The organism is Polaribacter sp. (assembly GCF_051251875.1).
Lineage (GTDB): Bacteria > Bacteroidota > Bacteroidia > Flavobacteriales > Flavobacteriaceae > Polaribacter.
Window position 1 is genome coordinate 24,112 of the sequence record NZ_JBPOGL010000031.1, and the last position, 26,397, is coordinate 50,508.

25 protein-coding genes and 1 tRNA gene are annotated in these 26,397 nt (G+C 29.4%); 14 read left to right on the forward strand and 12 right to left on the reverse strand.

Annotated features, from left to right (window positions below; genetic code table 11):
• Positions 1-39: 39 nt before the first annotated feature.
• From ACSHW5_RS13170 to ACSHW5_RS13220, 11 genes are all read left to right on the forward strand, one after another.
• Positions 40-1,359: a serine hydrolase domain-containing protein gene (locus ACSHW5_RS13170; RefSeq protein WP_435676607.1), complete on the forward strand. Its 1,320-nt coding sequence runs from the start codon at positions 40-42 to the stop codon at positions 1,357-1,359.
• A 25-nt stretch (positions 1,360-1,384) separates the two neighbouring features.
• Positions 1,385-1,618, forward strand: coding sequence for a hypothetical protein (locus ACSHW5_RS13175; RefSeq protein ID WP_435676608.1), 234 nt, complete (start codon positions 1,385-1,387; stop codon positions 1,616-1,618).
• 104 nt (positions 1,619-1,722) lie between these two features.
• Complete coding sequence (locus tag ACSHW5_RS13180; RefSeq protein WP_435676609.1) at positions 1,723-2,544, forward strand: lysophospholipase; 822 nt, start codon at positions 1,723-1,725, stop codon at positions 2,542-2,544.
• Positions 2,545-2,636: 92 nt separating this feature from the next.
• Positions 2,637-3,965: a tRNA lysidine(34) synthetase TilS gene (tilS, locus tag ACSHW5_RS13185; protein WP_435676610.1), complete on the forward strand. Its 1,329-nt coding sequence runs from the start codon at positions 2,637-2,639 to the stop codon at positions 3,963-3,965.
• Between the two features lie 216 nt (positions 3,966-4,181).
• Positions 4,182-4,556 (forward strand): hypothetical protein, encoded by a 375-nt coding sequence (locus ACSHW5_RS13190; RefSeq protein WP_435676611.1) that lies wholly within the window; start codon positions 4,182-4,184, stop codon positions 4,554-4,556.
• A 175-nt stretch (positions 4,557-4,731) separates the two neighbouring features.
• A complete protein-coding gene (locus tag ACSHW5_RS13195; protein WP_435676612.1) occupies positions 4,732-7,311 on the forward strand; it encodes a phosphoenolpyruvate carboxylase in 2,580 nt (859 codons plus the stop codon).
• Positions 7,312-7,390: 79 nt separating this feature from the next.
• Positions 7,391-7,918, forward strand: coding sequence for a hypothetical protein (locus ACSHW5_RS13200; protein WP_435676613.1), 528 nt, complete (start codon positions 7,391-7,393; stop codon positions 7,916-7,918).
• A 37-nt stretch (positions 7,919-7,955) separates the two neighbouring features.
• A complete protein-coding gene (locus ACSHW5_RS13205; protein WP_435676630.1) occupies positions 7,956-8,462 on the forward strand; it encodes an SdpA family antimicrobial peptide system protein in 507 nt (168 codons plus the stop codon).
• Positions 8,459-9,361 (forward strand): sporulation-delaying protein SdpB family protein, encoded by a 903-nt coding sequence (locus ACSHW5_RS13210; protein ID WP_435676614.1) that lies wholly within the window; start codon positions 8,459-8,461, stop codon positions 9,359-9,361. The genes ACSHW5_RS13205 and ACSHW5_RS13210 overlap by 4 nt, the downstream gene beginning before the upstream one ends.
• Before the next feature lie 447 nt (positions 9,362-9,808).
• Positions 9,809-11,881: a thioredoxin domain-containing protein gene (locus ACSHW5_RS13215; RefSeq protein WP_435676615.1), complete on the forward strand. Its 2,073-nt coding sequence runs from the start codon at positions 9,809-9,811 to the stop codon at positions 11,879-11,881.
• A gap of 103 nt (positions 11,882-11,984) precedes the next feature.
• Positions 11,985-13,520: a YifB family Mg chelatase-like AAA ATPase gene (locus ACSHW5_RS13220; RefSeq protein WP_435676616.1), complete on the forward strand. Its 1,536-nt coding sequence runs from the start codon at positions 11,985-11,987 to the stop codon at positions 13,518-13,520.
• 3 nt (positions 13,521-13,523) lie between these two features.
• Here ACSHW5_RS13220 and ACSHW5_RS13225 read toward each other — a convergent pair whose 3' ends face one another.
• From ACSHW5_RS13225 to ACSHW5_RS13270, 10 genes are all read right to left on the reverse strand, one after another.
• A complete protein-coding gene (locus tag ACSHW5_RS13225) occupies positions 13,524-14,528 on the reverse strand; it encodes a 2OG-Fe(II) oxygenase (RefSeq protein WP_435676617.1) in 1,005 nt (334 codons plus the stop codon).
• Between the two features lie 403 nt (positions 14,529-14,931).
• Positions 14,932-15,924, reverse strand: a complete 993-nt coding sequence (moaA, locus tag ACSHW5_RS13230) for a GTP 3',8-cyclase MoaA (protein ID WP_435676618.1) — start codon at positions 15,922-15,924, stop codon at positions 14,932-14,934.
• Complete coding sequence (locus ACSHW5_RS13235; protein WP_435676619.1) at positions 15,925-16,338, reverse strand: YeeE/YedE thiosulfate transporter family protein; 414 nt, start codon at positions 16,336-16,338, stop codon at positions 15,925-15,927.
• Between the two features lie 92 nt (positions 16,339-16,430).
• Positions 16,431-16,988 carry a YeeE/YedE family protein gene (locus tag ACSHW5_RS13240; RefSeq protein WP_435676620.1) on the reverse strand — a complete coding sequence of 186 codons (558 nt, stop codon included), beginning with the start codon at positions 16,986-16,988 and terminating at the stop codon, positions 16,431-16,433.
• A 2-nt stretch (positions 16,989-16,990) separates the two neighbouring features.
• Positions 16,991-18,223 carry a 3-deoxy-D-manno-octulosonic acid transferase gene (locus tag ACSHW5_RS13245; RefSeq protein ID WP_435676621.1) on the reverse strand — a complete coding sequence of 411 codons (1,233 nt, stop codon included), beginning with the start codon at positions 18,221-18,223 and terminating at the stop codon, positions 16,991-16,993.
• Positions 18,224-18,475: 252 nt separating this feature from the next.
• Positions 18,476-19,198: a LytR/AlgR family response regulator transcription factor gene (locus tag ACSHW5_RS13250; protein ID WP_435676622.1), complete on the reverse strand. Its 723-nt coding sequence runs from the start codon at positions 19,196-19,198 to the stop codon at positions 18,476-18,478.
• Positions 19,199-19,292: 94 nt separating this feature from the next.
• The gene (locus tag ACSHW5_RS13255) at positions 19,293-21,215 is read right to left on the reverse strand and encodes a sensor histidine kinase (RefSeq protein ID WP_435676623.1); all 1,923 of its coding nucleotides are present in this window, start codon (positions 21,213-21,215) and stop codon (positions 19,293-19,295) included.
• A 129-nt stretch (positions 21,216-21,344) separates the two neighbouring features.
• Positions 21,345-21,605, reverse strand: a complete 261-nt coding sequence (gene rpmA / locus ACSHW5_RS13260; protein ID WP_036824185.1) for a 50S ribosomal protein L27 — start codon at positions 21,603-21,605, stop codon at positions 21,345-21,347.
• A gap of 42 nt (positions 21,606-21,647) precedes the next feature.
• Positions 21,648-22,292, reverse strand: coding sequence for a 50S ribosomal protein L21 (rplU, locus tag ACSHW5_RS13265; protein ID WP_435676624.1), 645 nt, complete (start codon positions 22,290-22,292; stop codon positions 21,648-21,650).
• Positions 22,293-22,440: 148 nt separating this feature from the next.
• Positions 22,441-23,316, reverse strand: coding sequence for a DMT family transporter (locus ACSHW5_RS13270; protein ID WP_435676625.1), 876 nt, complete (start codon positions 23,314-23,316; stop codon positions 22,441-22,443).
• A gap of 164 nt (positions 23,317-23,480) precedes the next feature.
• On the opposite strand from ACSHW5_RS13270, the gene ACSHW5_RS13275 reads away from it, so the two are divergent.
• On the forward strand, positions 23,481-23,951 hold the full coding sequence (locus ACSHW5_RS13275; RefSeq protein ID WP_435676626.1) for a cation transporter: 471 nt from the start codon (positions 23,481-23,483) through the stop codon (positions 23,949-23,951).
• Between the two features lie 101 nt (positions 23,952-24,052).
• Here ACSHW5_RS13275 and ACSHW5_RS13280 read toward each other — a convergent pair whose 3' ends face one another.
• Entirely contained in the window at positions 24,053-24,661 is a 609-nt protein-coding gene (locus ACSHW5_RS13280; RefSeq protein ID WP_435676627.1) for a 50S ribosomal protein L25/general stress protein Ctc, read from the reverse strand.
• 57 nt (positions 24,662-24,718) lie between these two features.
• Entirely contained in the window at positions 24,719-25,660 is a 942-nt protein-coding gene (locus ACSHW5_RS13285; RefSeq protein WP_435676628.1) for a ribose-phosphate pyrophosphokinase, read from the reverse strand.
• Between the two features lie 199 nt (positions 25,661-25,859).
• On the opposite strand from ACSHW5_RS13285, the gene ACSHW5_RS13290 reads away from it, so the two are divergent.
• Together ACSHW5_RS13290 and ACSHW5_RS13295 are read left to right on the forward strand one after the other, a co-directional pair.
• Positions 25,860-26,162: a GIY-YIG nuclease family protein gene (locus tag ACSHW5_RS13290; RefSeq protein ID WP_435676629.1), complete on the forward strand. Its 303-nt coding sequence runs from the start codon at positions 25,860-25,862 to the stop codon at positions 26,160-26,162.
• A 3-nt stretch (positions 26,163-26,165) separates the two neighbouring features.
• A tRNA-Leu gene (locus ACSHW5_RS13295) sits at positions 26,166-26,247 on the forward strand.
• Positions 26,248-26,397 lie beyond the last annotated feature (150 nt).

The following is a 26,397-nucleotide window of genomic DNA, read 5'->3' on the forward strand; positions in this document are numbered from 1 at the left end:
ATGATGATATTTCGAAACATTAATAAATGCAATTTAAACATGAATGTATCTAAAAACAGCTTTAATTTATTCCTTCTTATATCTTTCTTTATTTCTACATTTAGTTTTGCTCAAAACAAGTATCATCAAAAAATAACCTACGGATATCCTTCTGAAGTAAAAATGGATTCTCTGTATATTCACACCAAAGTGGATTCCATAATCACCAACGCAATACAACAAGAAGCTTTTCCTGGCGCACGAATTTTAGTTGTTAAAAACCACAAAATTATATTTAACAAAGCCTACGGATTTCATACGTATGACAGCATTCAAGAAGTACATTTAAATGATATTTATGACCTAGCTTCGGTTACAAAAATTTTAGGCCCTTTACCCGCAATTATGAAATTGCATAGCGAAAAAAAGTTAGCTTTAGACAGCCCTTTTAGCAATTATTGGAAACCTTGGAAACATAGAAAAGATAAAAAAAACGTAACGCTTAGAGAAATTCTAGCTCATCAAGCAGGTTTGCATCCTTATATTGTTTTTTTAAATGAAATTTTGAAGAAAAATGGAAAAATAAAAAACCGTTTTATTAAAACCGAAGCAAGTAAAAAATATAAAAATGAAGCTTATGAAGGTCTTTTTATTAAAAATAGATTTAAGAATAAAATGTTCCGTCAAATTAACAGATCTAAAGTTTCTGAACTTAAAAAGTACAAATATTCTGGTCTCAGCTTCTTATTATATCCTGAGTTAATCACACAAATTACAGGTGAAAATTATACGGATTATCTTAACAAAAATTTCTATACACCACTCACAGCTAATACCTTAGGATATAGACCAAAAACAAAAAACCTTAAAAACCATATTGTTCCTACAGAAATAGACAGTCTTTTTAGAAAAGGACTTACAAAAAATTGGGTTCATGATGAAAATGCAGCATTATTAGGCGGAATTTCTGGAAATGCTGGCTTATTTGGCACCGCATTAGATGTTGCCAAAATAATGCAGATGTATGTAAATTATGGAATTTATGATGGCAAAAGATACATTTTGGAAAACACCTTAAGAGAGTTTACAAAAATACAATATCCAGAAAATGACAACAGAAGAGGACTTGGCTTTGACAAACCGTTGTTTAATAACGCCAATTTATCTATTAAAGAAGCATATCCTGCGCCAGAAGTTAGTGCAGAAAGTTTTGGTCATAGTGGTTTTACAGGAACCTTTGTTTGGGCAGATCCAAAAAATGATTTGGTCTTTATTTTCTTATCAAACAGAGTGTATCCTACTAGAAAACACAGAAATATTTATAATTTAAATATTAGACCAAAAGTTCAACAAGTTTTCTACCAAGCTATAAAACAATAAAATCATATTTATCTATATTTACGAAATGATAATTAACCAAGAAGAAATCTTTACAACAGTTGCAGAAAATTTAGAAGAAAAACCTACAGAACAAAGTATGTTTACTAAATTTTTAGAATTGTATCCTGAAGAATGGAAACAACTAAAAATAACCTTTTCTAAATTTAACAGAAGCAAACAATTTGGCAAAACAATTCCGTTACCAAAACCAGAACAATCATTACGTAAGGAAATTAGATCTTGGTTAAAAAAACAATAATTTATCCATGAAAGATGTACTAAAATAGACCATAATTTAATTAAAAAAGGATAAAACTTCACCTACTTCAGAGGCGTTTTTATCAACCAATAAATCACCAATTTATGACACATCAAGAATTCAATTTTAAATACCATAACACTGAATTTTACGGTCAAAGTTGGACTGCAAAAAACACAAAAGCTGTTGTTGTGTTGGTGCATGGAATGGGAGAACATTCTGGAAGATACACTCATGTAGCAAAAAAACTAACCGAAAATGATTTTTCTGTGGTAGCTTTTGATCATTTTGGACATGGAAAAACCACGGGTAAAAGAGGTCATAATCCTAGTTTTGAAGCCGTTTTAGAAAGTGTAACAAAAACTATTGATATTGCTAAAAAGCAGTTTCCGAATAAACCAATTTTCTTATACGGACATTCTATGGGCGGCAATGTTGTTATTAATTATGTTTTAAGAAAAGACAATGCTGTACAAGGAGTTGTTGCTACAAGTCCGTTTTTAAAATTAGCGTTTCAACCACCAGTTTGGAAACTGTGTATTGGAAAAATACTTCAAAAAATTGCACCTTCTATAACCATGGGCAATGAATTGGATTCAAATGATATTTCTAGAGATAAAATTGAAGTAAAAAAATACACAAACGATCCTTTAGTACACAACAAAATAAGTCCTAATTTTTCTCTTACATTTATAGAATCTGGAAAATGGGCCATTGAAAATGCACATACATTAAAAACACCAATGTATGTATTACACGGAACTGACGATAAAATTATTGATTATACAGGTTCTAAAAAATTTACATCCACCACAGAAAAAGCAACGTTAAAATTATATAAAGGCGGTTATCATGAACTGCATAATGATATTTGTAAAGATGAAATGTTACAAGATGTTGTTAATTGGTTACAATCTAAAGTGTAAATAAACCTCAAAAATTTTTAGCTCTTTTTTAATATTTATCAATCTAAAAAAAACCTAGAACTACTTTTAATTTTATTACTTTTGGAGTTCAAATGGTAGAAAAATTTAAGAATCATATTGATGAAAATTTTCCTTTTCTAAAGGATAAAAAAATATTAATTGCCATTTCTGGCGGTGTAGATTCTGTGGTTTTAGCCCATCTTTTTTCTGAATTAAACTACACTATTTCTTTAGCTCATTGCAATTTTAATTTGCGAGGAAAAGAAAGTGATTTAGATGAACATTCTGTAAAAGAATTGGCCAAAAACTTAAACATAACATGTTTTGTAACTTCGTTTGAAACAGCAAAATTTGCTCAAAAAAACAAACAATCTACACAAATTGCTGCAAGAAACCTCCGTTATAACTGGTTTCAAAAACTAATAAAAGAACATCAATATAACTATGTGTTAACCGCACATCATGCAGATGATAATTTAGAAACTTTTCTAATAAATTTAACACGCGGTACTGGCTTAAAAGGTTTTACAGGTATTCCTGCAATCAACGGAAATATTGTACGTCCGTTATTAAATTTTTCTAGACAAGAAATTGTGAATTTTGCTCAAAAAAATAAGATTCATTGGCGAGAAGATGCTAGCAACGCCTCTACAAAATACATTAGAAATAAAATTAGACATCAAGTAATACCTGTTTTAAAAGAAATAAACCCAAACTTATTAGCAACATTTTCAAATACTATTGAAAATTTACAAGAAAGTGAGCTTATTATTAATGATAAAATGAGTGAGGTTTCTAATGACGTTTTTCAAAAATTGGATTCTTCTTCCTCGATAAATATTTCTAGAATTAGTATTGAAAAAATAAATAAACTATCCAATCCAAAAGCATATTTATACCAACTTTTAAAAGAGTATAATTTTACAGAATGGATGGATGTTGCCAAGTTATTAACAGCACAATCTGGCAAACAAATTTTTTCTAAAACGCACCGTTTGGTAAAAGATAGAGATTTTTTGTTGCTTTCAAAATTAGATAGCAAAAGGGGCTCGGAAACCATATTTCTGGTTGAAGAAAATAAACTAGAAATTAAAAACCCCATTCATTTACTTTTTAAAGAAGTTGATAAAACATCCACCGAAAACAAAAAAACAATCTATATTTCTAAGGAACTGATATCCTTTCCTTTATTTATTAGAAAATGGCAAGAAGGAGATTATTTTTACCCTACAGGAATGACTGGAAAAAAGAAATTGAGTAAATATTTTAAAGACGAAAAATTATCGATTTTAGAAAAAGAACAAACCTGGTTACTTTGCAATAAAAACAATGAAATTATTTGGGTAATTGGCAAACGTTTAGACAGAAGATTTATCTCTAATACAGCACAAAAACCTTTTTTAAAAATCACTAATAACTAGCTACAAACTAGGTTAAAATACGAAATAGTAAAGCTTTATTGGTTTTAAATATAACGGTAGTTTAGTAACCAAAAATCTTTTAATAAAAGCTTCAAAAGCACTAAAATAATTTTAAGTAAAAAGACAACAACTATTCAATGTTAAGGCATTTTGTATTTTTACAATGCAGCAACCGAACAATAAAAACAGTATCTTTAAATTAACAAATTTTACTTTATGATGAAAAAAACATATATAACGGTAATGCTGTTTTTACTTTTTACAAATATAATTACCGCACAAAACAGTACTGAAAAACATCAAAAATCACCTTTAAGCATATATACTTTTTCTGGTTTTTTATCAGATGCTAATGGTTTCTTTTGCATCAACAAAAAACTTAATTTTGGCACTTATTCTTTTGTTTTTAAAAATAGATTGGTCTTAGAAAAGGAACATTTTTCTACCCTTTCTGATGCAGAAAATAACCAGCCAACAACCTTTACCTACAATGCTATTCAAAAATATTTAGACCAAAAATTGGTGAAAGATTTTATTCAAAAAAATGATCCTACTCAATGGAACTTACACTGCCCACAACCTAATTTATAAGGTTTACAACCTATTACATCAAAGCAAATTCAATGATTAACCACATAAATTAAACATTTAATTTAAAAGGCATTATATTTCTATCGATTTCGTAATTAAACCCCTCATTATTGCAAAAAACCTAGCTTTTGTAGTGCTACTTTTTTGTAATTTTACTGGGTAAAACTTATATAATATGTCTACTTTACCTAAATTGGCTCGTTTTAATGATAATGTACTGTCTAAATATCAAATTTATAACAGTATTTTTATCACCCTTCCTTTTGATAGCATAAATGATACAGGTGTATTATTACCATTGTTTCATAAAATATGCGAAAAAGGATATAAAGTTGGAGAGAACCCAACACAAATTGTTGAAACCTTTTTCAATAAATATCAAGAAAATCCTACCACAGAAGATAAATCTAATTTATTATTTCGTTTTATTCAATATATAGAACGTCAAGTAGTTTTATTTGATGCTGTTGAAGATGCTGCTTTTCCGGTGGTAAATAATATGGACGGAATTGGTACTTTAAGAAACTCTAAGGAAATTGCAATTTTAAATGATAAAAAGGAAGAATTAAAAGCCTATTTAGAAGATTTTAAAGTTCGGGTAGTATTAACTGCGCATCCTACTCAGTTTTATCCGGGTTCTGTTTTAGGAATTATTACAGATTTAGACCATGCAATTCAGAACGATGATTTATTACTTATTAAAAAATTATTGGCTCAATTAGGAAAAACGCCTTTCTATAAAAAAGAAAAACCGACTCCTTATGATGAAGCTATAAGTTTAATTTGGTATTTAGAAAATGTATTTTATCATTCTGTAACAGAAATATACAACTACATACAACACAATGTTTACGACGGAGAGCCTATAGATAATCAAATAATTGATTTAGGATTTTGGCCAGGAGGAGACAGAGATGGAAACCCGTTCGTAACTACAAAAATAACGTTAGATGTGGCAGAAAGACTACGTCAATCAATCTTAAGAAACTATTACAGAGATGTTAGGCGTTTAAAAAGAAGATATACGTTTGATGGTGTTCATGAAATTTTAACTAAAATAGAAAAAAGATTATACAAACATGTAATTAGAAGTTACACTAAAGTAAACTTTTCTCAAACAATATTATTAGAAGAACTAGAAAGAGCAAGACAAATCATTGTAACTAAACATCAATCTTTATTTGTTGAAGAATTGAATGATTTTATTAACAAAGTCCGCATTTTTGGTTTTCACTTTGCAACGTTAGATATAAGACAAGATAGTAGAGTACATCATGAAGCTTTTACACAAATTGTTTCTGATTTGCAAAAAATTGGAGACACTACTTTTCCTGAAAACTACTCGCATTTATCTGAAAAAGAACAAATTAAAATATTATCTATTGTAAAAGGAAGTATAAATCCGGCTATTTTAACTGATGAAATGTCTGTTAAAACAATAGAGTCTATTTACGCATTAAAAGAAATTCAGCAAAGAAACGGAGAACGCGGCGCAAACAGATACATCATTAGTAACAACCAAACGGCATTAAATGTGATGGAAACATTTGCCATGCTAAATTTATGTGGTTTTGAAAATGAATTACCAGTAGATGTTATTCCGCTTTTTGAAACTGTAGAAGATTTACAAAATGCAGAAGATGTAATGCGCACATTATACACCAATAGAACCTATAGATACCATCTAGAAAAAAGAAAAAACAAACAAACTATTATGTTAGGTTTTTCTGATGGAACTAAAGATGGTGGTTATTTAATGGCAAATTGGGGAATTTTTAAAGCAAAAGAAGCACTTACTAAAGTGTCTAGAGAATTTGATATTGATGTTGTTTTCTTTGACGGACGTGGAGGACCTCCTGCACGTGGTGGTGGAAAAACACACCAATTTTATGCTTCTTTAGGACCCACAATTGAAGACAAAGAAATTCAGTTAACCATACAAGGACAAACTATTAGTTCTAACTTTGGTACGTTACATTCCGCACAATACAATTTAGAACAATTGTTAAGTTCTGGAATTAAAAACGATATGTTTAACAAAGATCAATTAAATGATAAGCATAGAGAATTAATAGAAGATTTAGCTGCTATTAGTTATAAAACTTATGTAGATTTTAAAAATCATCCTCAATTTTTATCGTATTTAGAAAAAATGAGTACGTTAAATTATTACGCAAAAACCAATATTGGTAGTAGACCAAGTAAACGTTCTTCATCTGCAGAATTAGATTTTTCTGCATTAAGAGCTATACCTTTTGTAGGAAGTTGGAGTCAGTTAAAACAAAATGTTCCCGGATTTTTTGGTGTAGGTACTGCTTTAAAAAAATACGAAGATGCAGATAGGTTTGATGAAATTGTAGCTTTTTACAATGCTTCTGATTTCTTTAAAACCTTGTTAGAAAATAGTATGATGAGTTTAACAAAATCTTTCTTCGGATTAACAGCTTATATGGCAGATGATCCTGTATTTGGAGAATTTTGGAAACTTATTTACCAAGAATATAAAACCACAAAAAGACTATTATTAAAACTTACTGGTCATAAAGAATTAATGGAAAACTACCCTGTTGGTAAAGCTTCTATTGAAATGAGAGAACAAATTGTATTGCCATTATTAACCATACAACAATTTGCTTTAAAACAAATTCAGGAACTTCAAAAAACAGAAGGAAATGAAAAAGAAATTGAAGTTTTTGAAAAAATGGTCATGCGTTCTTTATTTGGTAATATTAATGCCAGTAGAAATTCTGCATAAATAAATAAAACCTTCCTTTACTTATTTTTTTATCTTTGTATTTATTAATTTTAACAAAAATTGGTAACAACTATAAATCATGATAAGAAAAGGAAGGTTTTTTACATTTAAAAACTCGTTTTTAATTCTATTTATTTTTCTTCTTAGCTGCAATACTTCTACAAAATCTACTACATTAAAAAAAGATTTTACTGGTGAAGAATTATTTTCGGGTATTTATTTTGGTGGTAATGAATTTGCTAAAAGTATCTCTATGCTTAGAGATGTACCTTTAAAAAAAGAGTATCAACAAAAAATAGAAAAACTTACCTTACAAATTAACAACTCTGATTCACTGTTTTTTAAGAACTTCAAAAAAAACATACTGAGTAAGAATCATCAATTAATTAGATTTTGGCTAGAAAAAGGAAATCTTGAAATAGATAAAAACAAGACTATTTTTTTACCAAACACAACACTTCTCCCAATTAATAATTCAGAAAATATTAACCTTTTACACCAAAACCGCATCACAAAACTCAATAAAAATTATAAAAAAGACCTTACTACTTTAAATTCCGAAATTCTAATTAATGAAATAGCAGTATATGACTCAAAAGTTCAATAAAAAGCACCTTTATACAATAAACTTCCTAGGGGCTTGTATGGTTTTTTCTTACTTTCTTTTTCACTTATTTTTTTCTTCAATATTAATAAATCCTGTAAAACTTAAACCGGGAATAAATAGAAAAATTTCACGAATAATGCCGCAGAATTGGCCTTTTTTTACTAGAGATTTTAATGAAGCAGAACTTCTGTTATATAAAAAAAACAATCATCAAAAATATCAAATAGTAAACCTAAATTATAACCATTATTCTAACAGTTTTGGCTTAAAAAAGAAATCGAAAAAGATAATACAAGAGCTTACTTTTTTGAAAAGAGAACTACATGATTCTTTATTTATTTCAACAGAAGGAAATCACCGAATAGGTCTTTTAGGCGCTATACCTGACAAAATTATCAACATAAAAAACCACATGTTAGCACCAATACTTTGTGGAGAATATGTGCTTTTTTTAGAAGAACCAATTCCTTGGGCCTGGATAGAATCTAAGAATATTTTAAAAATGCCAAGTAAAGCAATTCGTTTAAACATTCAATGTCCATGAATAAATTAAACAAAATACTAGAAAACCTAACTTTAAAAAACTTCCCTTATACAAATGTGATTGGTTTAGCTAGAAGTATTATTGCTTTTGGTACTTTAATGACCTTGCTTTTTAATTCTTATGCCATGTTGGTTTATGAAAACTCAAAGTATGGCGCAGTTAAAACTTTTGGTAATTTTCAGTTCAACTTTTTTACCCTTTTTGGTCAGGAGAATTTTGTAATTATGAAATGGCTTGCCATTGCCATTTTACTGGTAACAATATCTGGTTTTTTTATTAAAATTACAGCAATCCTACATTGGTGGATTTCTTTAAGTTTTTTGTATTTCTGTTCTTTAGGCGCGGTAGAAGGAGGCGATAAAATTGCTGCAAATATTACTTTTTTATTAATTCCAATTTTATTAACAGACAAACGTAAAAATCATTGGCATTATAGTACTCCATATAAATCAGCCAATACAATTTTTGCACTTTTTGCCGTGTGGGCAATTCGCATTCAGATTGCTATTGTTTATTTTCATACTAGTATTGCAAAAATGTTTGTACAAGAATGGTCAGACGGCACGTATTTATATTATCTATTTAACAGCACCATTTACGGAATGCCAAGATGGATTTCTCCTTTTATGAATGTTCTTTTAGAAAATTCTATAGCGCTTAGCCTGCTAACTTATGGAGCTTTACTTTTAGAAATCCTACTTGTTTTAGGCTTAACGGCCTCTATTAAATACAGAAAAATAGTACTTGTATTTGCCATACTATTTCATTTTAGTATCATCTTCTTTACCGGAATATTTACTTTTTTCTTTGCAATTTCTGGTGGATTAATTTTGTTCTTATACCCAACGTTTCAAACAATAAACTTTAATTTAAATCGATTTAAAAAAGTAAACCAATAACTGCTTTTTAAAACACGTAATCCATAATACGCGTATTGTTATGTACTAGTTTTAATCTATGTGTAAAATTTCAGATTTTTATACTTTTTTTTGGGAAAAATCAACCTAGTAATGCTGTACCATTTTACCAACTTTAGGCTTTGAAGTTGCAAATGCGAATAATGACGGATTTTTAAATATATTTGGACTAAGAAATTTGGAGGATGCAGAAGTAGAATCAAATAAATTTAATATCTCTAAAAAGGCTCTTTTAAACGGAAATAAAGATAAAACATTCTAGTTTACAAGTGATGAAAATTACTAGGACAAGAAAAACTTAAAGGCAACTATAAAGATTGTAATACATACTTTTTTGTATTTTATCATTTTTAAACACAATTGATACTTTAACTAATTTAAGAGCAACCAATGCTAAAATATAATTCCCTTATTTTTCTATCTTTTTTGATGATTTTTATTCGTTGCACAGATAAAATAAAAAAAGAAACGCATCAATTTACAAATGATTTAGTGCATGAAACAAGTCCGTATTTATTGCAACATGCGCATAATCCGGTAAACTGGAAAGCATGGAATAAAACCTCTTTAGAAGCGGCAAAAAAGGAAAATAAATTACTTGTTATAAGTGTGGGATATGCAGCCTGCCATTGGTGTCATGTAATGGAGCAAGAAAGTTTTGAAGACTCTATTGTTGCTACTATTATGAATAAAAATTTTATCAACATTAAAGTTGATAGAGAAGAAAGGCCAGACGTAGACAAAGTGTATATGAAAGCGGTGCAATTAATGACCGGAAGTGGTGGTTGGCCTTTAAACGTAATTGCTTTACCAGACGGAAGACCAATTTTTGGCGGCACTTATTTTCCGAAAGAGCAATGGCTAAATATTTTAAACCAAACTTCTGAAGGATTTAAAACAAAACCGGCAGATTTTTATGCTTTTGCAGATAAATTAGAAAAAGGAATTAAAGGATTAGATTTAATTCAATTTAATACAGATGAAGCCGTTTTTACCAAACCCTTTATAGCGAAAGAAGTAGAAAACTGGAAGCAATCTTTTGATAATAATTTTGGAGGAACAAACTATTCACCCAAATTTATGATGCCTAATAGTTATCAATTTTTATTGCGGATTGCTTATCAAAATAATGATAAAAATTTGATGAAACACATAGAAAACACGCTAGATAAAATGGCTTTTGGAGGTATTTTTGATCAAATAAATGGTGGTTTTTCTAGATATTCTGTTGATAAAAAATGGCATATTCCTCATTTTGAAAAAATGTTGTATGACAATGCTCAATTGGTAAGCTTGTACGCCAAAGCGTATCAAATAACTAAAAACGAAACCTATAAAGAAGTTGTTTTTGAAACCTTAGATTTTGTTAAAAATGAACTTACTTCGCCAGAAGGAATGTTTTATTCCTCATTAGATGCAGATAGTTATAATCATGAACATATCTTAGAAGAAGGTGCATATTATTCTTGGACAAAATTAGAATTGCAAACATTGTTACATAATGATTTTGAGTTGTTCTCAAAATATTACAATATTAATGATTTTGGCTTTTGGGAAGAAGACAAATACGTATTGATAAAATCTGTTGATGATGTTACTTTTTCTAAAGAAAACAACCTTACCATTTCTAAATTAAATAAGCTAAAGAACAATTGGAAAAAAACCTTAAACTCAGCACAAAAAAAACGTAAAAAACCAAGATTAGATGATAAAAGCTTAACTTCTTGGAACGGTTTAATGATCACAGGATATTTAGACGCTTATGCTGTTTTTGGTGAAAAGTCATATTTAGATGCTGCCCTTAAAAACGCCCGTTTTATTTTAAAAAATCAAATTACAGAAAACGGAAAATTATATCATAATTATAAAAAAGGAAAAAGTACTATAAACGGGTATTTAGAAGATTATGCCACAACCATAGAAGCTTTTATAAAACTACATGAAATTACTTCAGAAGAAATCTGGCTACAAAAAGCACTAGAATTAACCACCTATGCTATCAATCATTTTTATGATGAAACTTCTAAAATGTTTTATTTTACTTCTAAAAAAGATGCTCCTTTAGTTGCAAAAACAATAGAATATCAAGACAATGTAATTTCTTCTAGCAACTCTATATTGGCAAAAAGTTTAATATCTCTTTCGCATCATGTTAGTGAAAAGAAATATCTGGAAATGGCAACGGCTATGCTTAACAACATCAAACCAAAAATAGCAGATAATGCGGCTTCTTTTTCTAACTGGTTAGATGTGATGTTAAACTATACCAATCCGTATTACGAAGTTGTAATTGTAGGTAAGAATGCCAAACAAAAGCTACAAGAATTACACAAAAATTATTTGCCAAATATTCTAATTTCTCATAGCCTCAAAAGTTCTAAATTACCGCTTTTAGAAAATAGATTTGTAGCAGATGAAACCTACATTTACGTTTGTGTAAATAGCGCTTGTAAGTTACCCGTTAAAACTGTAAAAGAAACTTTAAAATTGATAAAAAAATAAGAATCTCATTTTTTTGTTTTTTGTAATTATTTTAGGGGCGCTATTATTAAATAAGCAGAATTTTACATAAGAAGCTATTTTTTTTTATCTTTAAGAAAAAAAAATGCTAGTAAAAGTTTATGGTTCAGCAGTTTTTGGTATTGAAGCTACCACAATAACGGTAGAAGTAAATATAGACAAAGGTATTGGATATCATTTAGTGGGGTTGCCAGACAATGCTGTACGAGAAAGTTCTTTCAGAATTTCTGCCGCTTTAAACAATAATAACTACAAACTTCCGGGTAAAAAAATCATTATCAATATGGCGCCTGCTGATATTCGTAAAGAAGGCGCTTCCTATGATTTAACCTTGGCAGTTGGTATTCTAGCTGCTTCAGATCAAATAAAATCGACAAATATTAATGAGTTTATCATCATGGGAGAACTTTCTTTAGATGGAAGTTTGCAACCGATTAGAGGTGTTTTGCCTATGGCGATAAAAGCCAGAGAGGAAGGTTATAAATATTTTATTCTACCAAAAGAAAACGCAAAAGAAGCCGCTATTGTAGACAATTTAGAGGTTTTAGGTGTAGAAAATATCATGGAAGTAATCAATCATTTTAATGGTGATGAAAAAATTGAACCCACCATAGTAGATACAAGAGCAGAATTTTATAAAAACATAGACTTTCCAGAACATGACTTTTCTGATGTAAAAGGACAAGAATCTATAAAACGTTGTATGGAAATTGCAGCAACAGGCGGACATAATATTATTCTTATTGGTCCGCCAGGCGCAGGAAAAACCATGTTGGCAAAAAGGTTGCCATCTATTTTACCACCAATGACATTGCATGAAGCATTAGAAACCACAAAAATTCATTCTGTAGTTGGTAAAACTAAAAATAATGGATTGCTGTATCAGCGCCCTTTTAGAAGTCCACATCATACAATTTCTAATGTTGCTTTGGTGGGTGGCGGCCAATATCCGCGTCCTGGAGAAATATCCTTATCTCACAATGGCGTTTTATTTTTAGACGAATTACCAGAATTTAAACGGGAAGTTTTAGAAGTAATGCGTCAACCTTTAGAAGATAGAGACGTTACTATCTCTAGAGCAAAATTTACCGTTACGTATCCGTGTAGTTTTATGTTGGTAGCAAGCATGAATCCTAGTCCATCTGGTTTTTTTAACGACCCAAGTAGCCCAATGACCTCTTCACCACAAGAAATGCAGCGTTATTTAAGCAAAATATCGGGTCCTTTATTAGATAGAATTGACATTCATATAGAAGTAACTCCTGTTCCGTTTGAAAAACTTTCTGAAGAACGAAAAGGAGAATCTAGCGTAGAAATTAGAAAACGCGTTACTGCCGGCAGAGAAATTCAATCTGAACGTTTTAAAGATTTCGAAAATGTACATTACAATGCCCAAATGAGTGTGAAACACATCAGAAAATATTGCAAATTATCTGATGAAAGCAAAACACTTTTAAAAACTGCCATGGAAAAACTTAATCTTTCAGCAAGAGCTTATGATAGGATTTTAAAAGTTTCTAGAACCATTGCAGATTTGGCAAATGTAGACCATATTTCTCCAGACCATATTGCAGAAGCAATCCAATACAGAAGTTTAGATAGAGATGGCTGGTTGGGATAAATTTCAACCTTTTATCCAAATATTACAAGCATATTTTACGCCATTTAATATTGAAGAACCTTGATGAAAAGATTGAGGTATTATTTTATTATCCTCATCTAAATTTTGAAATATTAATAATCTTCCTACTTTTGGGGTAACAATAAAATCTATTTCAGGAAAATATGTATTACCTCCAGAAAAACCATCGTTTAAATACAAAAGGCAAGTTAGTTTTCTTTTTAAATTATCATCCACATCATAATGTGCTTTAAATCCTTCAGACTTATAATATCGCACAGTTTGTAATCCTTCAATTTTACTAAGATTGCACCCTAAAAAAGTTGCAATCTTTTCCTTTAAATCAGAAATAATTATCGAGCTTTCATTTTTTTCCATAAAGGCTGAACTACTTGTTCTACTATTAGATTGTCTGTTATTAACACCAAATCCAACTTTACTTCGCCTAAATAAAACATCTTCTTCACAAAAAGTAATAATTTTTTCGCACTCTTCTTTCGATAAAAAATCGTCTAATACGGTTACGGAATTAATGTATTCTTTATCTTGTTTTTGCTCTTCATTGTACTTTTTTAAAATATTTTCTGTTGGCTTATACGTTTCTTCTTCTTTAAGAATAATAATAGACCCTTTTAACAAATTTTGAAATTCCTCTGTAGAAATAGTAAAGTCTTTTTTGTCTTGTTCAAAAATTAAGACTTTATCTTCTTCAATTTTAATTACAACATAAATAAAAAATTCATTCTCTTTTGTGTGTAAAAGAAAGCAAGGTGTAATTATATAATCGAGATTGTCTATTTCAGAATTAATTTGAAAAACAATTAAATCTGAAAAAAACTCACTTAAAAGTCCGTGTAATTTAGATAAATCTAAAGTCCCTTCTATTTTTTTAATAGATTCTCTTACACTTGATCTAGATATTTTAAATCCACTTGCATCTATAAATCTTTTTACAGTTAAATAGTAAGGGTGATTTATTAAAGAGTTTAGGGTAGATTTAGTAGACATTGAGCAAAATTTTATTGCAAATTTAACTATTTTATACTACTTCCAACACTTTTTAAGTGATGATTTATATGGGGCTCTAAAAAACGAACAACTCTACTTGTAGTTAGATGATCAAATAAAGGGCGTCTGAAATAGATATTTTTATCAAATTTCCTATTTTTTTACGTTCAAGTTCTGTTTAGCTTCTTCAAATTGTGTAATAATAGTTGTTTTGAAAAAGCTTAGTAATCTGGAATATAACTTGCTAACGTTTTGGTGTTTTTAGTATTGATAATGATTTTCCAAATACTAACCTTGTATATCTTAGCCGTAAAACAAACAATAGCGCCCTAAATAGCAGATGTGCTAGAAATAGTAGAAATCAATTGAATACCTATTATTGTACCTTTTAAAGCAAACAAAATTACCCGCCAATAGTGCTCATGCTTTCAGAAACACCGCCTTTTTTACGGTTAGCTTCTGCAATAAAACCATTTTCTGGTTTTTGTTTTACCAAGGATAAAAAGAGTTCTTTTAAATCATCATTAGATGCTCCTTTTCTAATAAAATCTCTTAAATTAAAAACGCCATCATCAAACAAACAATTTTTAAATGTACCTGTAGAAGTAATTCTAATTCTATTACAATCATTACAAATTGTTCTGGTAAAAGCAGGAATAATACCAACTGTTCCTACATGATTTTCAATGCTATAATTTCTAGAGGTTGATGATTTTTCTGACTGAATTTCAGAAACATCAAATTCTGTTTTCATCTCATTTAAAATCTTCTTAAAGGTCCAATTTTCTTGCATTTCTCGTTGTCCTTTCCCATTAAAAGGCATTTCTTCAATAAAACGAACGGCAACGTTTTTATCTTTTGTTAATCTAACAAAATCTACAATTTCATCCGTATTAAAACCAGATTGCACCACCACGTTCAGTTTTAAATTTAAACTACTTTTTTCAAGCAATTCAAAAGTTTTATAAACTTCAGGAAAAACATCTCTTCTAGTTATTTTTGCAAATTTCTCTCGCTGTAAACTATCAATACTTAAGTTGATGTTTTTTACTTTTTCTAACATTTCAATAGTAGCAATATGTTTTGAAATCATAGCGCCATTGGTGGTAATGTTTATAGCTTCTAGCAAATCATTATAAGACAGCATTTCTAAAAAACCAACAAAATCTTTTCTCACAAAAGGTTCTCCACCTGTTAATCTTACTTTGTTAACACCCAGTTCTGTTAACACCCTAATTAACCGATACATTTCTTTAAATGTAAGTAATTCTTGTCTAGGTACAATATCTATTCCGTGAGCAGGCATACAATATTGACAACGTAAATTACAGCGATCTGTAACTGCCAATCGCACATATTCCATTTGTCTTCCAAAATTGTCTAGTAACTTGCTCATTTAGTTTGGTAATTTATTACTTAGTAAACCATATATAAATGCACCTAAAAGTGCACCTAATAAAAGAATAATAGCGGGTATTAATTTAAAGCCAAGAATTACAAAAATAGGCGCTGCACAAGCACCAGAAATTCCCCAACCTAAACCAAAAAATGTTCCTCCTAAGATAGTACTAATAAACCCTTTTTTCTTTAGTTCTGGCACAATTTTATGTCCATGAATATCTTTGATAATTCCCTTTTTAAACAATTGCATAAATACCATAGAAATAACAACAGCACTGCCTATAATTCCAAACATGTGAAAAGATTGAAATTTAAACATTTCATAAAAACGATACCAAGAAATGGCTTGTGTTTTGCTTAAAACAATAGCAAAAAAGATTCCTAAAATTAAAAAATAAACTTTTTTCATCTACTAAATATTTTTAAACTTTCAAATAAGTATTTAACGGTGTTCTGCTAACTAACATGAATGTTCTATTCTTTTTTAACACTAATTATTGATTAAAATAATATTGGAATTATATACCAAGTAGCAATAATACCACCAATAAAAAAACCAATAACCGCTAGTAATGACGGCAATTGTAAACTACTTAAACCGGTAATTGCATGTCCTGAAGTACAACCTCCTGCATAACGCGTTCCGAAACCAATAAGTACTCCGGAAACCAACAAAATAAAAAATCCTTTGAGAGAAAAGAAAACCTCTTCTCCAAAAATTTCATCAGGAAAATACTGATTTCCAATACTTGAAAACCCTAAATCTGCTAATTCTTGAACCGTTTTTGGGTTTAAATCTATAGACTGATTAGGAATTAAATATGTTGCCGAAATAAACCCTCCAATTATTAATCCTATGACAAAAAGCAACGCAAAATCGCGATCTTTCCAATCTTTCTTAAAGTAATCTGAAACCCTACCCGCACCTGCCAAGGTACACAACGTATCAAAATTTTTAGAAGCGCCAAAATTCTTACCAAAATAAAAATATAATAACAGTGAAATTGCTATTAACGGACCCCCAATATACCATGCCCAAGGTTGTAATATAAAATCCATATTTATAATTGAGCTTTTAAATAATTCATAATTAATTTTGTTGCGCCAAGATTGTCTTCGATATATTTTTTATTGATAACACCTGTTAATTTTCTAAAGTTTTCATCTTTCTTTAGAAGGATAAAATTATTAGTAAATTCTTGTTGATTTTTTATCGAAAGACATCCTCCTATTTTAACCAAATCTACCGCCTCTTTAAATTTGTCGTATTTATTACCTATAATTACCGGAATTCCGAAAGTTGCCGGCTCTAAAATATTATGCAAGCCCGTTTTTAAGCCTCCGCCAACGTAGGCAACATCTGCAGCAGCATAAATTTTAGTTAAAATACCAATAGTGTCTATTATAAAAACCTGATAATCAGCTAAATTTTTATCCGATTTTTCAGAAAACAACACCGTTTTTTTATGGATTGATTTCTGTAATTCTAAAATTGATTCTTGCTTTATATTATGAGGAGCAATTACAATTTTTTCATTTTCTGAAGCCTCATTATTTATGTAATTTATCAAAAATTCTTCGTCCTCTTTCCAAGTACTTCCAGCAACAATGGTGTATTTATTGTTTTTAAATTGATTGATAAAATCTAGCGAGTTGTCTTGTTCTAAAATCCTTGAAACTCTATCAAATCTGGTATCTCCAGCAATGGTTACATTTTTAAAATTGATAGATTTTAATAATTTTTCTGAGTTTGTATCTTGTACAAAAAAGTGTTGAAAAGCTTCTAAGGATTTTCTCATAAAACCTCCATAATTTTTAAAAAAAAGCTGCTTTTCTCTTAAAATTCCAGAAACTAAAATTGTAGGAATTTCTTTTCTTTTTAATTCATTTAAAAAGTTTGGCCAAAATTCATACTTTATAAAAATTGCAATGGTAGGGTTTACTTCTTTTATAAATTTTCTGGCATTAGATTTAGCATCTAAAGGCAAATAACAAACTACATCTGCTAAGTTGTAATTTTTTCTAATTTCATATCCCGAAGGAGAGAAAAAAGTAACTATAATCTTATACTCAGTGTGGTTTTTTTTAAGTTCTTCAATTAAGGGTCTTGCCTGCTCAAATTCACCCAAAGAAGCCGCATGAAACCAAATAACTTTAGAGTTTTTTAGTGCGCTAATTTTAGAAAATGTTTCTTTTCTACCATCAACAAAAAGTTTTATTTTTTTATTGAACACACCTATTATAGGCAACAAATGAGAAGAAATTAAAACCGCAAGATTGTACAAAAATTTCATAGCTGCAAAAGTACGAAATACTAGTAAGTAAGTTTATATTAAATTCATATCAAAAAAAAAAGCTACCCGAAAAAGAGCAGCTTAATTATTTAATATGAAAATTAGATGTTTGTTACTATAACAATTTCCCCCAAAACCGAAATAAGAACAATCTAAATTCGCACTCAAAGATACTTTAAATGGTGGTTACAATGATTAAATATGTTCTAAACGACGCTATTTTGTTCTAAAAATCAAAGAGTTATTGATTTACTATATTAAATTAATTTTTTTTACGATATCTTCTTTGTATTTTTTTCCAATAGGAATATCTTCATTTAAAACTTTTACAGATGTTTGGGTAATTTGAGATAAATACGCTGTATTGATGATAAAACCTCTATGAACTCTAATAAAACTATCATTTAATTTTTCTAAAATATCATTTAAGCTTGTTCTTACCACCATTTTCTGCTGAGATTTTAAAATAATCTCTATATACACATGCGAACTTTTTAAATATAAAATATCATTAAAATGTATTTTTGTATAAAAACCTTTGTCTTTTACAAAAAGAGATTCTTTAATAATGATGTTGTTACTGTCTAACTCGCCAATCTTTTTAGAAAAATTATGCAGTGCAATTTCTATAGATGTATATAATTCATCTTTAGAAAAAGGTTTTACCAAATATGCAGAGGGCATTACTTCTTTGGCTTTGTTTAAGGTAAACGCATCTGAATTAGATGTTAAAAAGATGAATGGAAAGTTATAAGATTCTCTAATTTTTCTAGCAATGTCAATCCCTGTTTTTTTTCCAGACAATTGTATATCTAAAATAGCAATGTCTGGTTTTTCTTCTTCTATTGTAGCAACAGCTTCTGTATAATTTATTGCCGGTTCTAATGCTTCATAACCTAAATCTTCTAAAGCATCACAAATATTATCTGCAATAATAATTTCATCTTCAACAACTAAAATTTTTACTTTACTCATGGCGTTCAATTTCATACTAAAGTAAGAATTCGTAGAATGAATTGATATTAAACTTAGTTAAAATGTTCTAAAGAGCTCTTATATTGTTCTGAAATTAATTTACCAATTGTCTCGCATTGCTATCTTTAAAGTAAATTTCGAATTTTGCACCTTTAGAATTTGTTTGTTTTAAAGTTCCGTGCAATTGTTTTACCAACCTATTTACCAATCTTAAGCCTAAACTTTTTGCTTTTTTAGCATCAAAATTATTTGCTAAACCTGGTCCATTATCTTCAATAACCAATTTATAATCTTCATTTTTTTCTTTATGAATTGATATTGAAAGGTTATTTTCTTTATCATTTCTGAAAGCGTATTTATAAGAATTGGTAATAATTTCATTGATAATTAACCCTAAAGGAATTGCAGTATCTACATCAAACATCATATCTTCTGAGTCTATTGATGTTTTTACATTGTTTGATGAAGAATACAATGAAGACAACTCTCCAATCAATAATTTTATATACTCATCAAAATCTATTAAGCCAGTTTCATTTTGATATAATTTTTGATGGATTAACGCCATAGATTTTACTCTATTTTTTCCTTCGTTTGCCAATTCTAATGCTCTTTCGTCTTCAATTCCTTTGGTTTGTAATTCTAATAAACTTGCAACAATTTGAAAATTATTTTTTACTCTATGATGCACTTCTTTCACCAACAATTCCTTCTCTTTTAAGTTTTTTTTGATGACTATATTTTTCTCAGACAATTCTCTAGATTGTTTTTTAATTTTCCTTAAAACGAATAGTGTAATTAAAAATAAAACAAAAGCTAACAAAGCAATAACACCGTATAAAGTAGTTTTCTCTTTCTCGTGAGTAATTTCCTTTTCTTTTTCTTTTACAGCTATTTCGGTTTTATAATTTGCCAAAGATTCTGATAATTCTGTAGAATAAATTTTTCTAGTAAGTTGTATGGCTTTGTCTTTATAAGTAATAGCTTCATTATAAAAACCATGACTTGCTAATGCTTGTGAACTAGCATTTACAACATGATAAAAATCATTAGAGTTTAAATCTTTTCCTAGTATTTCAAATTTACTTACTAAATCTTTTACATTTTTAACTTCGAATTTATTTAAAATTTCCTTTTTTAAGGGAGATTTCTTATCTAAATTAGAAATCAATTGTGCATACAAAGAATATGAAAACACCTTGGTGGAAGCATTATTATACAACGTATTAATTAATGCAACTACCCGTTCATTATTATTTCCTTTATAAATATAGGCATCAATTAAGTGCTGAATAGTACTAAAATAATAAGAAGAATTTTGAGGCAATTCTTTTTCTAACAGCAAGCTTTCTTCACTAACATCTATGTATTCTTGCAGTTTTCGTTCTTCAACTAAAAAATCTGATAAATGGTATAAAAAGATAATTTGTAGCTCTTTATCATTTAGTTTTTTTGCTGTTTCTAAACTTTTTAAAACAAGTGCTTTACCGTTTTTTATATCTTGTTGAATTTGAAACAAAACACAAGCATGTGTTGTAAGCTTTACCTTTGCTTTTATAACATTAATATCTTTAGCATCAAACTTATTTACATAACTTTCTAAGCTATTTTGTATGTTTGAAGCTTCATCTAAACCTACTTCATCTCTTAATTTAGAAACTTGCAGCCACTTAATATTAACATAATCTACATCTATTTTTTTTTCTTTAGGTTCTTTAATTATGGTATTTATAAAATTAGAAACTTTCTTGTATTCTACAGATTGTCTATCACCAATTTTTGCAATAAATTGGTAATAATCTGCATAAGAAACGGCTTCTTTTTTTGCAATTTTACCTAATATTTTTTTGTATGCATCTTCTTTAATATCTTTTAGATAGTACTTTGCAGAATCTAATTTATTTTCGATAATAAATTCTTCTATTTTATGAATTTCAATAGCTGCAGTTGAAGCTGTTTTTTGAGCATAAGAAGTAAAAACAAGAAAGAAAATAAAAATATGTAGGGTAAATTTCATTTGATTATAGGTTTAAAATTCTAAATTTAATAAAATAGTATTTATATGAAGCTATATCTGAAGTAAAAATAAAAAACGCTCAAACATTTTCATGTTGAGCGTTTTTAAATCATTTTAAAATTTAATTTCTTAAACTTCAAATGGAGTAATAGATACATAAGATCTATTATCTTTTTTCTTGCGGAATTCTACAACCCCGTCAACCTTTGCATGTAAAGTATGATCTTTACCCATGTAAACGTTTTCTCCTGGATTGTGAGTTGTACCTCTTTGACGAACAATAATGTTACCTGCAATTGCAGCTTGTCCTCCAAATATTTTTACACCTAGACGTTTCGATTCTGATTCTCTACCATTCTTCGAACTACCTACACCTTTTTTATGTGCCATTTTATTGAGTTTTTTTTAGGTTAAAGTTAAATTTTTCTTGGATTATTTTTCAATACCTCCGTCTAATCTATCTTGTAATTCTTTTAATTCGTCCCATTTACCTTCTGCAGCTAAACCAGCTTGTTTAGGCCATGTTACAGTAACAATATGAGATAATCTTGAGCTTGCTTCTGTTAAGATTTCACTTAATTTAGCAGCATCAGTATTAGCAACTTTTGCAAAAGTATCTAAACCTGCGTTTACTAAAGCTTCAGCAGCTTTAGGTCCAGCACCTTCAATTTTCTTTAAATCATCTGCTTTTGCAGATTTTTTTGGAGCAGCTTTTGCTTTTGGAGCTTTTGCTTCTTCCTTTTTAGGAGCAGCTTTTTTAGCACCAGAAACAGCAATAGATTCTATTTGAATCTCGCTTAAATATTGTCTGTGTCCATTTTTCTTTTGGTAACCTTTTCTTCTTTTCTTTTTGAAGACAATTACTTTATCACCTTTTAAGTGACCTAAAATTTTGGCCGTTACTGCGGCTCCTTCTATAGCTGGGGCGCCAATAGTTACATTTCCTGCGTTGTCAAGTAAAAGAACGTTATCAAAAGTAACTTCTGATCCTACTTCTCCTTGTAAACGATGAACGTATACTTTTTGGTCTTTTGCAACTTTAAACTGCTGCCCTGCCATCTCTACGATTGCGTACATACTATTTGTTTTGCGTATTATTACTTATTAGTTTGCATTCACTTAGTGAAAATGCGGGTGCAAATATACGTTTTTATTTATTATGTACCAATACTGTTTTATAAAATAATTACATCAAAATCAAGAGAATAACTTTTTAGAACCAAAACTATTTTGCCTTATTTACTAAATAAACGCCTAAAAGAATAATAACACCTCCTAAAAGTTGAAGTAAACTTAACTTTTCTCCATCTATAACTCCCCAAAAAATAGCTACAACAGGAATTAAATAGGTTACAGAAGATGAAAAAACAGGGCCCGAAATATGTACTAATTTATTATAAATAGTTTTTGCGACTCCTGTACCAACAACAGATAAAATAGCTAAATATCCCAAAGATTGCATTAAAATTTTGTTTTTAAAATCAAATGTTGCAAAGAAATCTGTACAACTTAAAACAATTGTTGCCGGTACTATTAATAATAAAAAATTTCCTGTTGTAATTGCCAAAGCATCTAAATCATACAAATATTTTTTTACCATATTGGCATTTAACGCATAACCAACAGAGGCAATTATAATTAACAAAGCAAACCAATAATTTTGATTCGGATTTAAATCGGCGCCTTTTAATATTAAAATTAAAGCACCTATTAAACCAATTAAAACACCATATAATTGAGCTTTCTTAAAAGCAAAACCAAATACAATTGCGCCAAAAATTAAAGTATTAAACGGTGTAAAAGAATTTAAAATAGATACAATAGAACTATCTATGCTAGTAATTGCAAAGGCAAACAAAAAACCAGGTATAAATGTACCAGCCAGCGCTGTATAAGAAATGTATTTCCAATGTTTTTTCTGAATCTTTTTTATGGATGGAAAAGCCACAGAAAGTAAAAAAATTGCTGTAAAAATCATTCTAAGTGCACCTACTTGTACTGCAGAAACTCCTAGCAAGGCCTTTTTCATCAAAATAAAAGAGCTACCCCAAACTATTGATAAAATAATAAGATAAAACCACTTTTGCTGCTGATTATTCATTTGGATAAAAATATTGCGTAAAAATCCGACAAATCTTTAAAAGTCAGCTCTTTTATTAATAAATTTGTAACATCATCTTATCAACTAATTTTATGCCTTTATTACAGGTATTTTAATTTGATTTTAGATTGAAACACTTAAATAAAAACCATAAATCTATTATAATGAAAACTAAAAAATTATTATTTTCTTTTGTTCTTGTTTGTTTTGTATTCGTTGGATGTAAAAATGAAGTAAAAAAAGAGAATCAAGTTGCTAAAAAACAAAATGTAACATTAGCTATTTCTGGTATGACCTGCGAGATTGGATGCGCAAAAACCATTCAATCTAAATTATCTAAAAAAGAAGGTGTTTTAGATGCTAAAGTAGTTTTTACAGATAGTATTGCAAACATAGAATTTGATGCTAACAAAACATCAACAAAAGACCTCATAGCCTTTGTAGATGGTATTGCTGGTGGAGACTTATATTCGGCATCAGAAAGTTCTAAAAAAGAACATGTTTGTACAGACACTTGTAAAGAAAACTGTAAAGTAAAAGGAGAAAAAAAAGCATGTTGTTCTGGCGAAACTAAAAACGGCAAAATGACTTGTGCAGAAGATTGCAAAATGGCGTGTTGCGCAGATAAAATTTAAAGAGCACCTATACGTTAAACATTCTATTTATTTACAACATCTCTTAAACAAAAAAAACTGCCTTTAAGGCAGTTTTTTTTATATACAAAAGTTTAAAAAAACTATTCAGTTGCTGCTGCTTCTTCAGTTTCTTCTACTTCTTCATCATCTAAATCTTCTGCAGATGCATTACGTGATGTTCTTACCTGAACTACAACAGTATTGTCTGGGTGCATAAAAGTATAGTCTTTATTAACTAATGACGTTATTACTAATTTATGTCCGATTTTTAATTTAGAAATATCTGCAGTAATAAAATCTGGTAAATTAGTAGGTAAAGCTTTTACTCTTAATTTACGGTTTGTAAAACGTAAAGATCCACCATTTAAAACTCCAGGAGAAGTTCCTGTTAATTTTACAGGTATCTTCATTGTAATTTCTTTATCATCAAATAATTGATAAAAATCTACATGTAAAATTTTGTCTGTTACAGGATGAAACTGAATGTCTTGTAAAATTGCTGCTATTTTTTGTCCATCTACATCAATACTTGCTGTATAAACGTTAGGAGTAAATACCAGTTTTTTAAACGCTTTTTCTTCTGCTGAAAAGTGTATAGGTGTTTTTCCTCCGTATATAACGCAAGGAACCATACCAGCATTACGTAAGGCTTTAGTAGCTACTTTACCCACGCTTTCTCTTTTTGATCCTTTAATCGAAATTGATTTCATTACTTTTTGTTTAAATTAATTATTCCATTTTTCTTTTTTGAAAGATGGAAATGTGTTTTACATTAAAAATTTTCCACTAATTGACGTATTGTCTTGCACTTTATGCATAACATCCGCAAATAATGGCGCGCAAGATACTACTTTTATTTTAGATGTCTCCTTTTTTAACGGAATTGTGTCTGAAACAATTAACTCTGTTAAACCGGAGTTTTCTATTTTATCATAAGCACCTCCAGAAAGTATTGGGTGTGTACATATTGCACGCACACTTTTAGCACCTCTTTCCATCATTAAATCTGCTGCATGTGCAAGCGTTCCTCCGGTATCAATCATGTCATCAACCAAAATTACATTCTTACCTTTTACTTCACCAATTAATTCCATGCTAGAAATTACATTGGCTTTTTTACGTTGTTTGTAACAAATTACAACATCAGAATGTAAGTGTTTAGAATATGCATAAGCTCTTTTAGAACCTCCCATATCTGGAGAAGCAATTGTTAAGTTATCTAATTTTAAGCTTTCTATATAAGGCATAAAAATAGTTGATGCATATAAATGATCTACTGGTTTTTCGAAAAAACCTTGAATTTGATCTGCATGTAAATCCATGGTCATAATTCTAGTTGCTCCGGCAGATTCTAAAAGTTTTGCAACTAATTTTGCTCCAATAGCAACTCTAGGCTGATCTTTTCTATCTTGTCTTGCCCAACCAAAGTATGGCATTACCGCTGTAATATGTCTTGCTGATGCTCTTTTTGCTGCATCACACATTAACAACATTTCCATTAAATTATCTGCATTGGGAAATGTAGAACCTATAATAAAAACTCTTCTTCCTCTTACAGATTCTTCAAATGCTGGCTGAAATTCTCCGTCACTAAAGTAAGTGGTTTTCACTTTTCCTAACGTGGTATTATATTCTTTCGCAATTTTCTCTGCTAAAACTGAGCTTTGTCTGCAGGTAAAAAGTTTTGGGGCTAACTGATTTGTAGGCATTTAGTTGATTTTTTGTTGTGTTGTTGTAAGAGTACAAAAGTAGAAATTATTTATTGAGTTTCGTATTTATTTTTTCAGTTTAAAATAAAATATTTTTATACCTTTGCAATCCTCTTTTATCAATGTAAAAAATTTAAGAGGATGCTATCAAAAAAAAAGGCAATGTGTTTTTTAATACAAAACCTTTAAGAATGCTCAAGTGGCGGAATTGGTAGACCTGTCTGCCGACAAAGGCAGGCGCGCTAAAGGGATGGATATGTTTACAGTATATGCTATTTCAAGTTTAAGTAGAAATTATATTTATGTGGGTATGACATCTAATTTAGATGAAAGATTAAAAAGACATAATGGTTTAAGAGAAAAGACGACAAAACCTTATGCTCCTTTTAAACTTATTTTTTCTGAAGTTGTACCAACAAGAATTGAAGCTAGAAAAAGAGAAAAGTATTGGAAATCTGGTATAGGAAAAGAAAAATTACGTTCTTTGCGAGACTCCTCGTAAATTGCTCAAGTGGCGGAATTGGTAGACGCGCTGGATTCAAAATCCAGTTCTTTCGGGAGTGTGGGTTCGATTCCCACCTTGAGTACTTTAACCTTTGTTAATCAATTGATTTTCAAAGGTTTTTACTTTTTTAAAACCTCATCTTGCCAACCATTTGCCGGATCATTCGCAATTGTTGTGTTTAGGCAAAAATTGTTGTTAATCTAAATAGGAAAAATTCTACATTTTTAACACC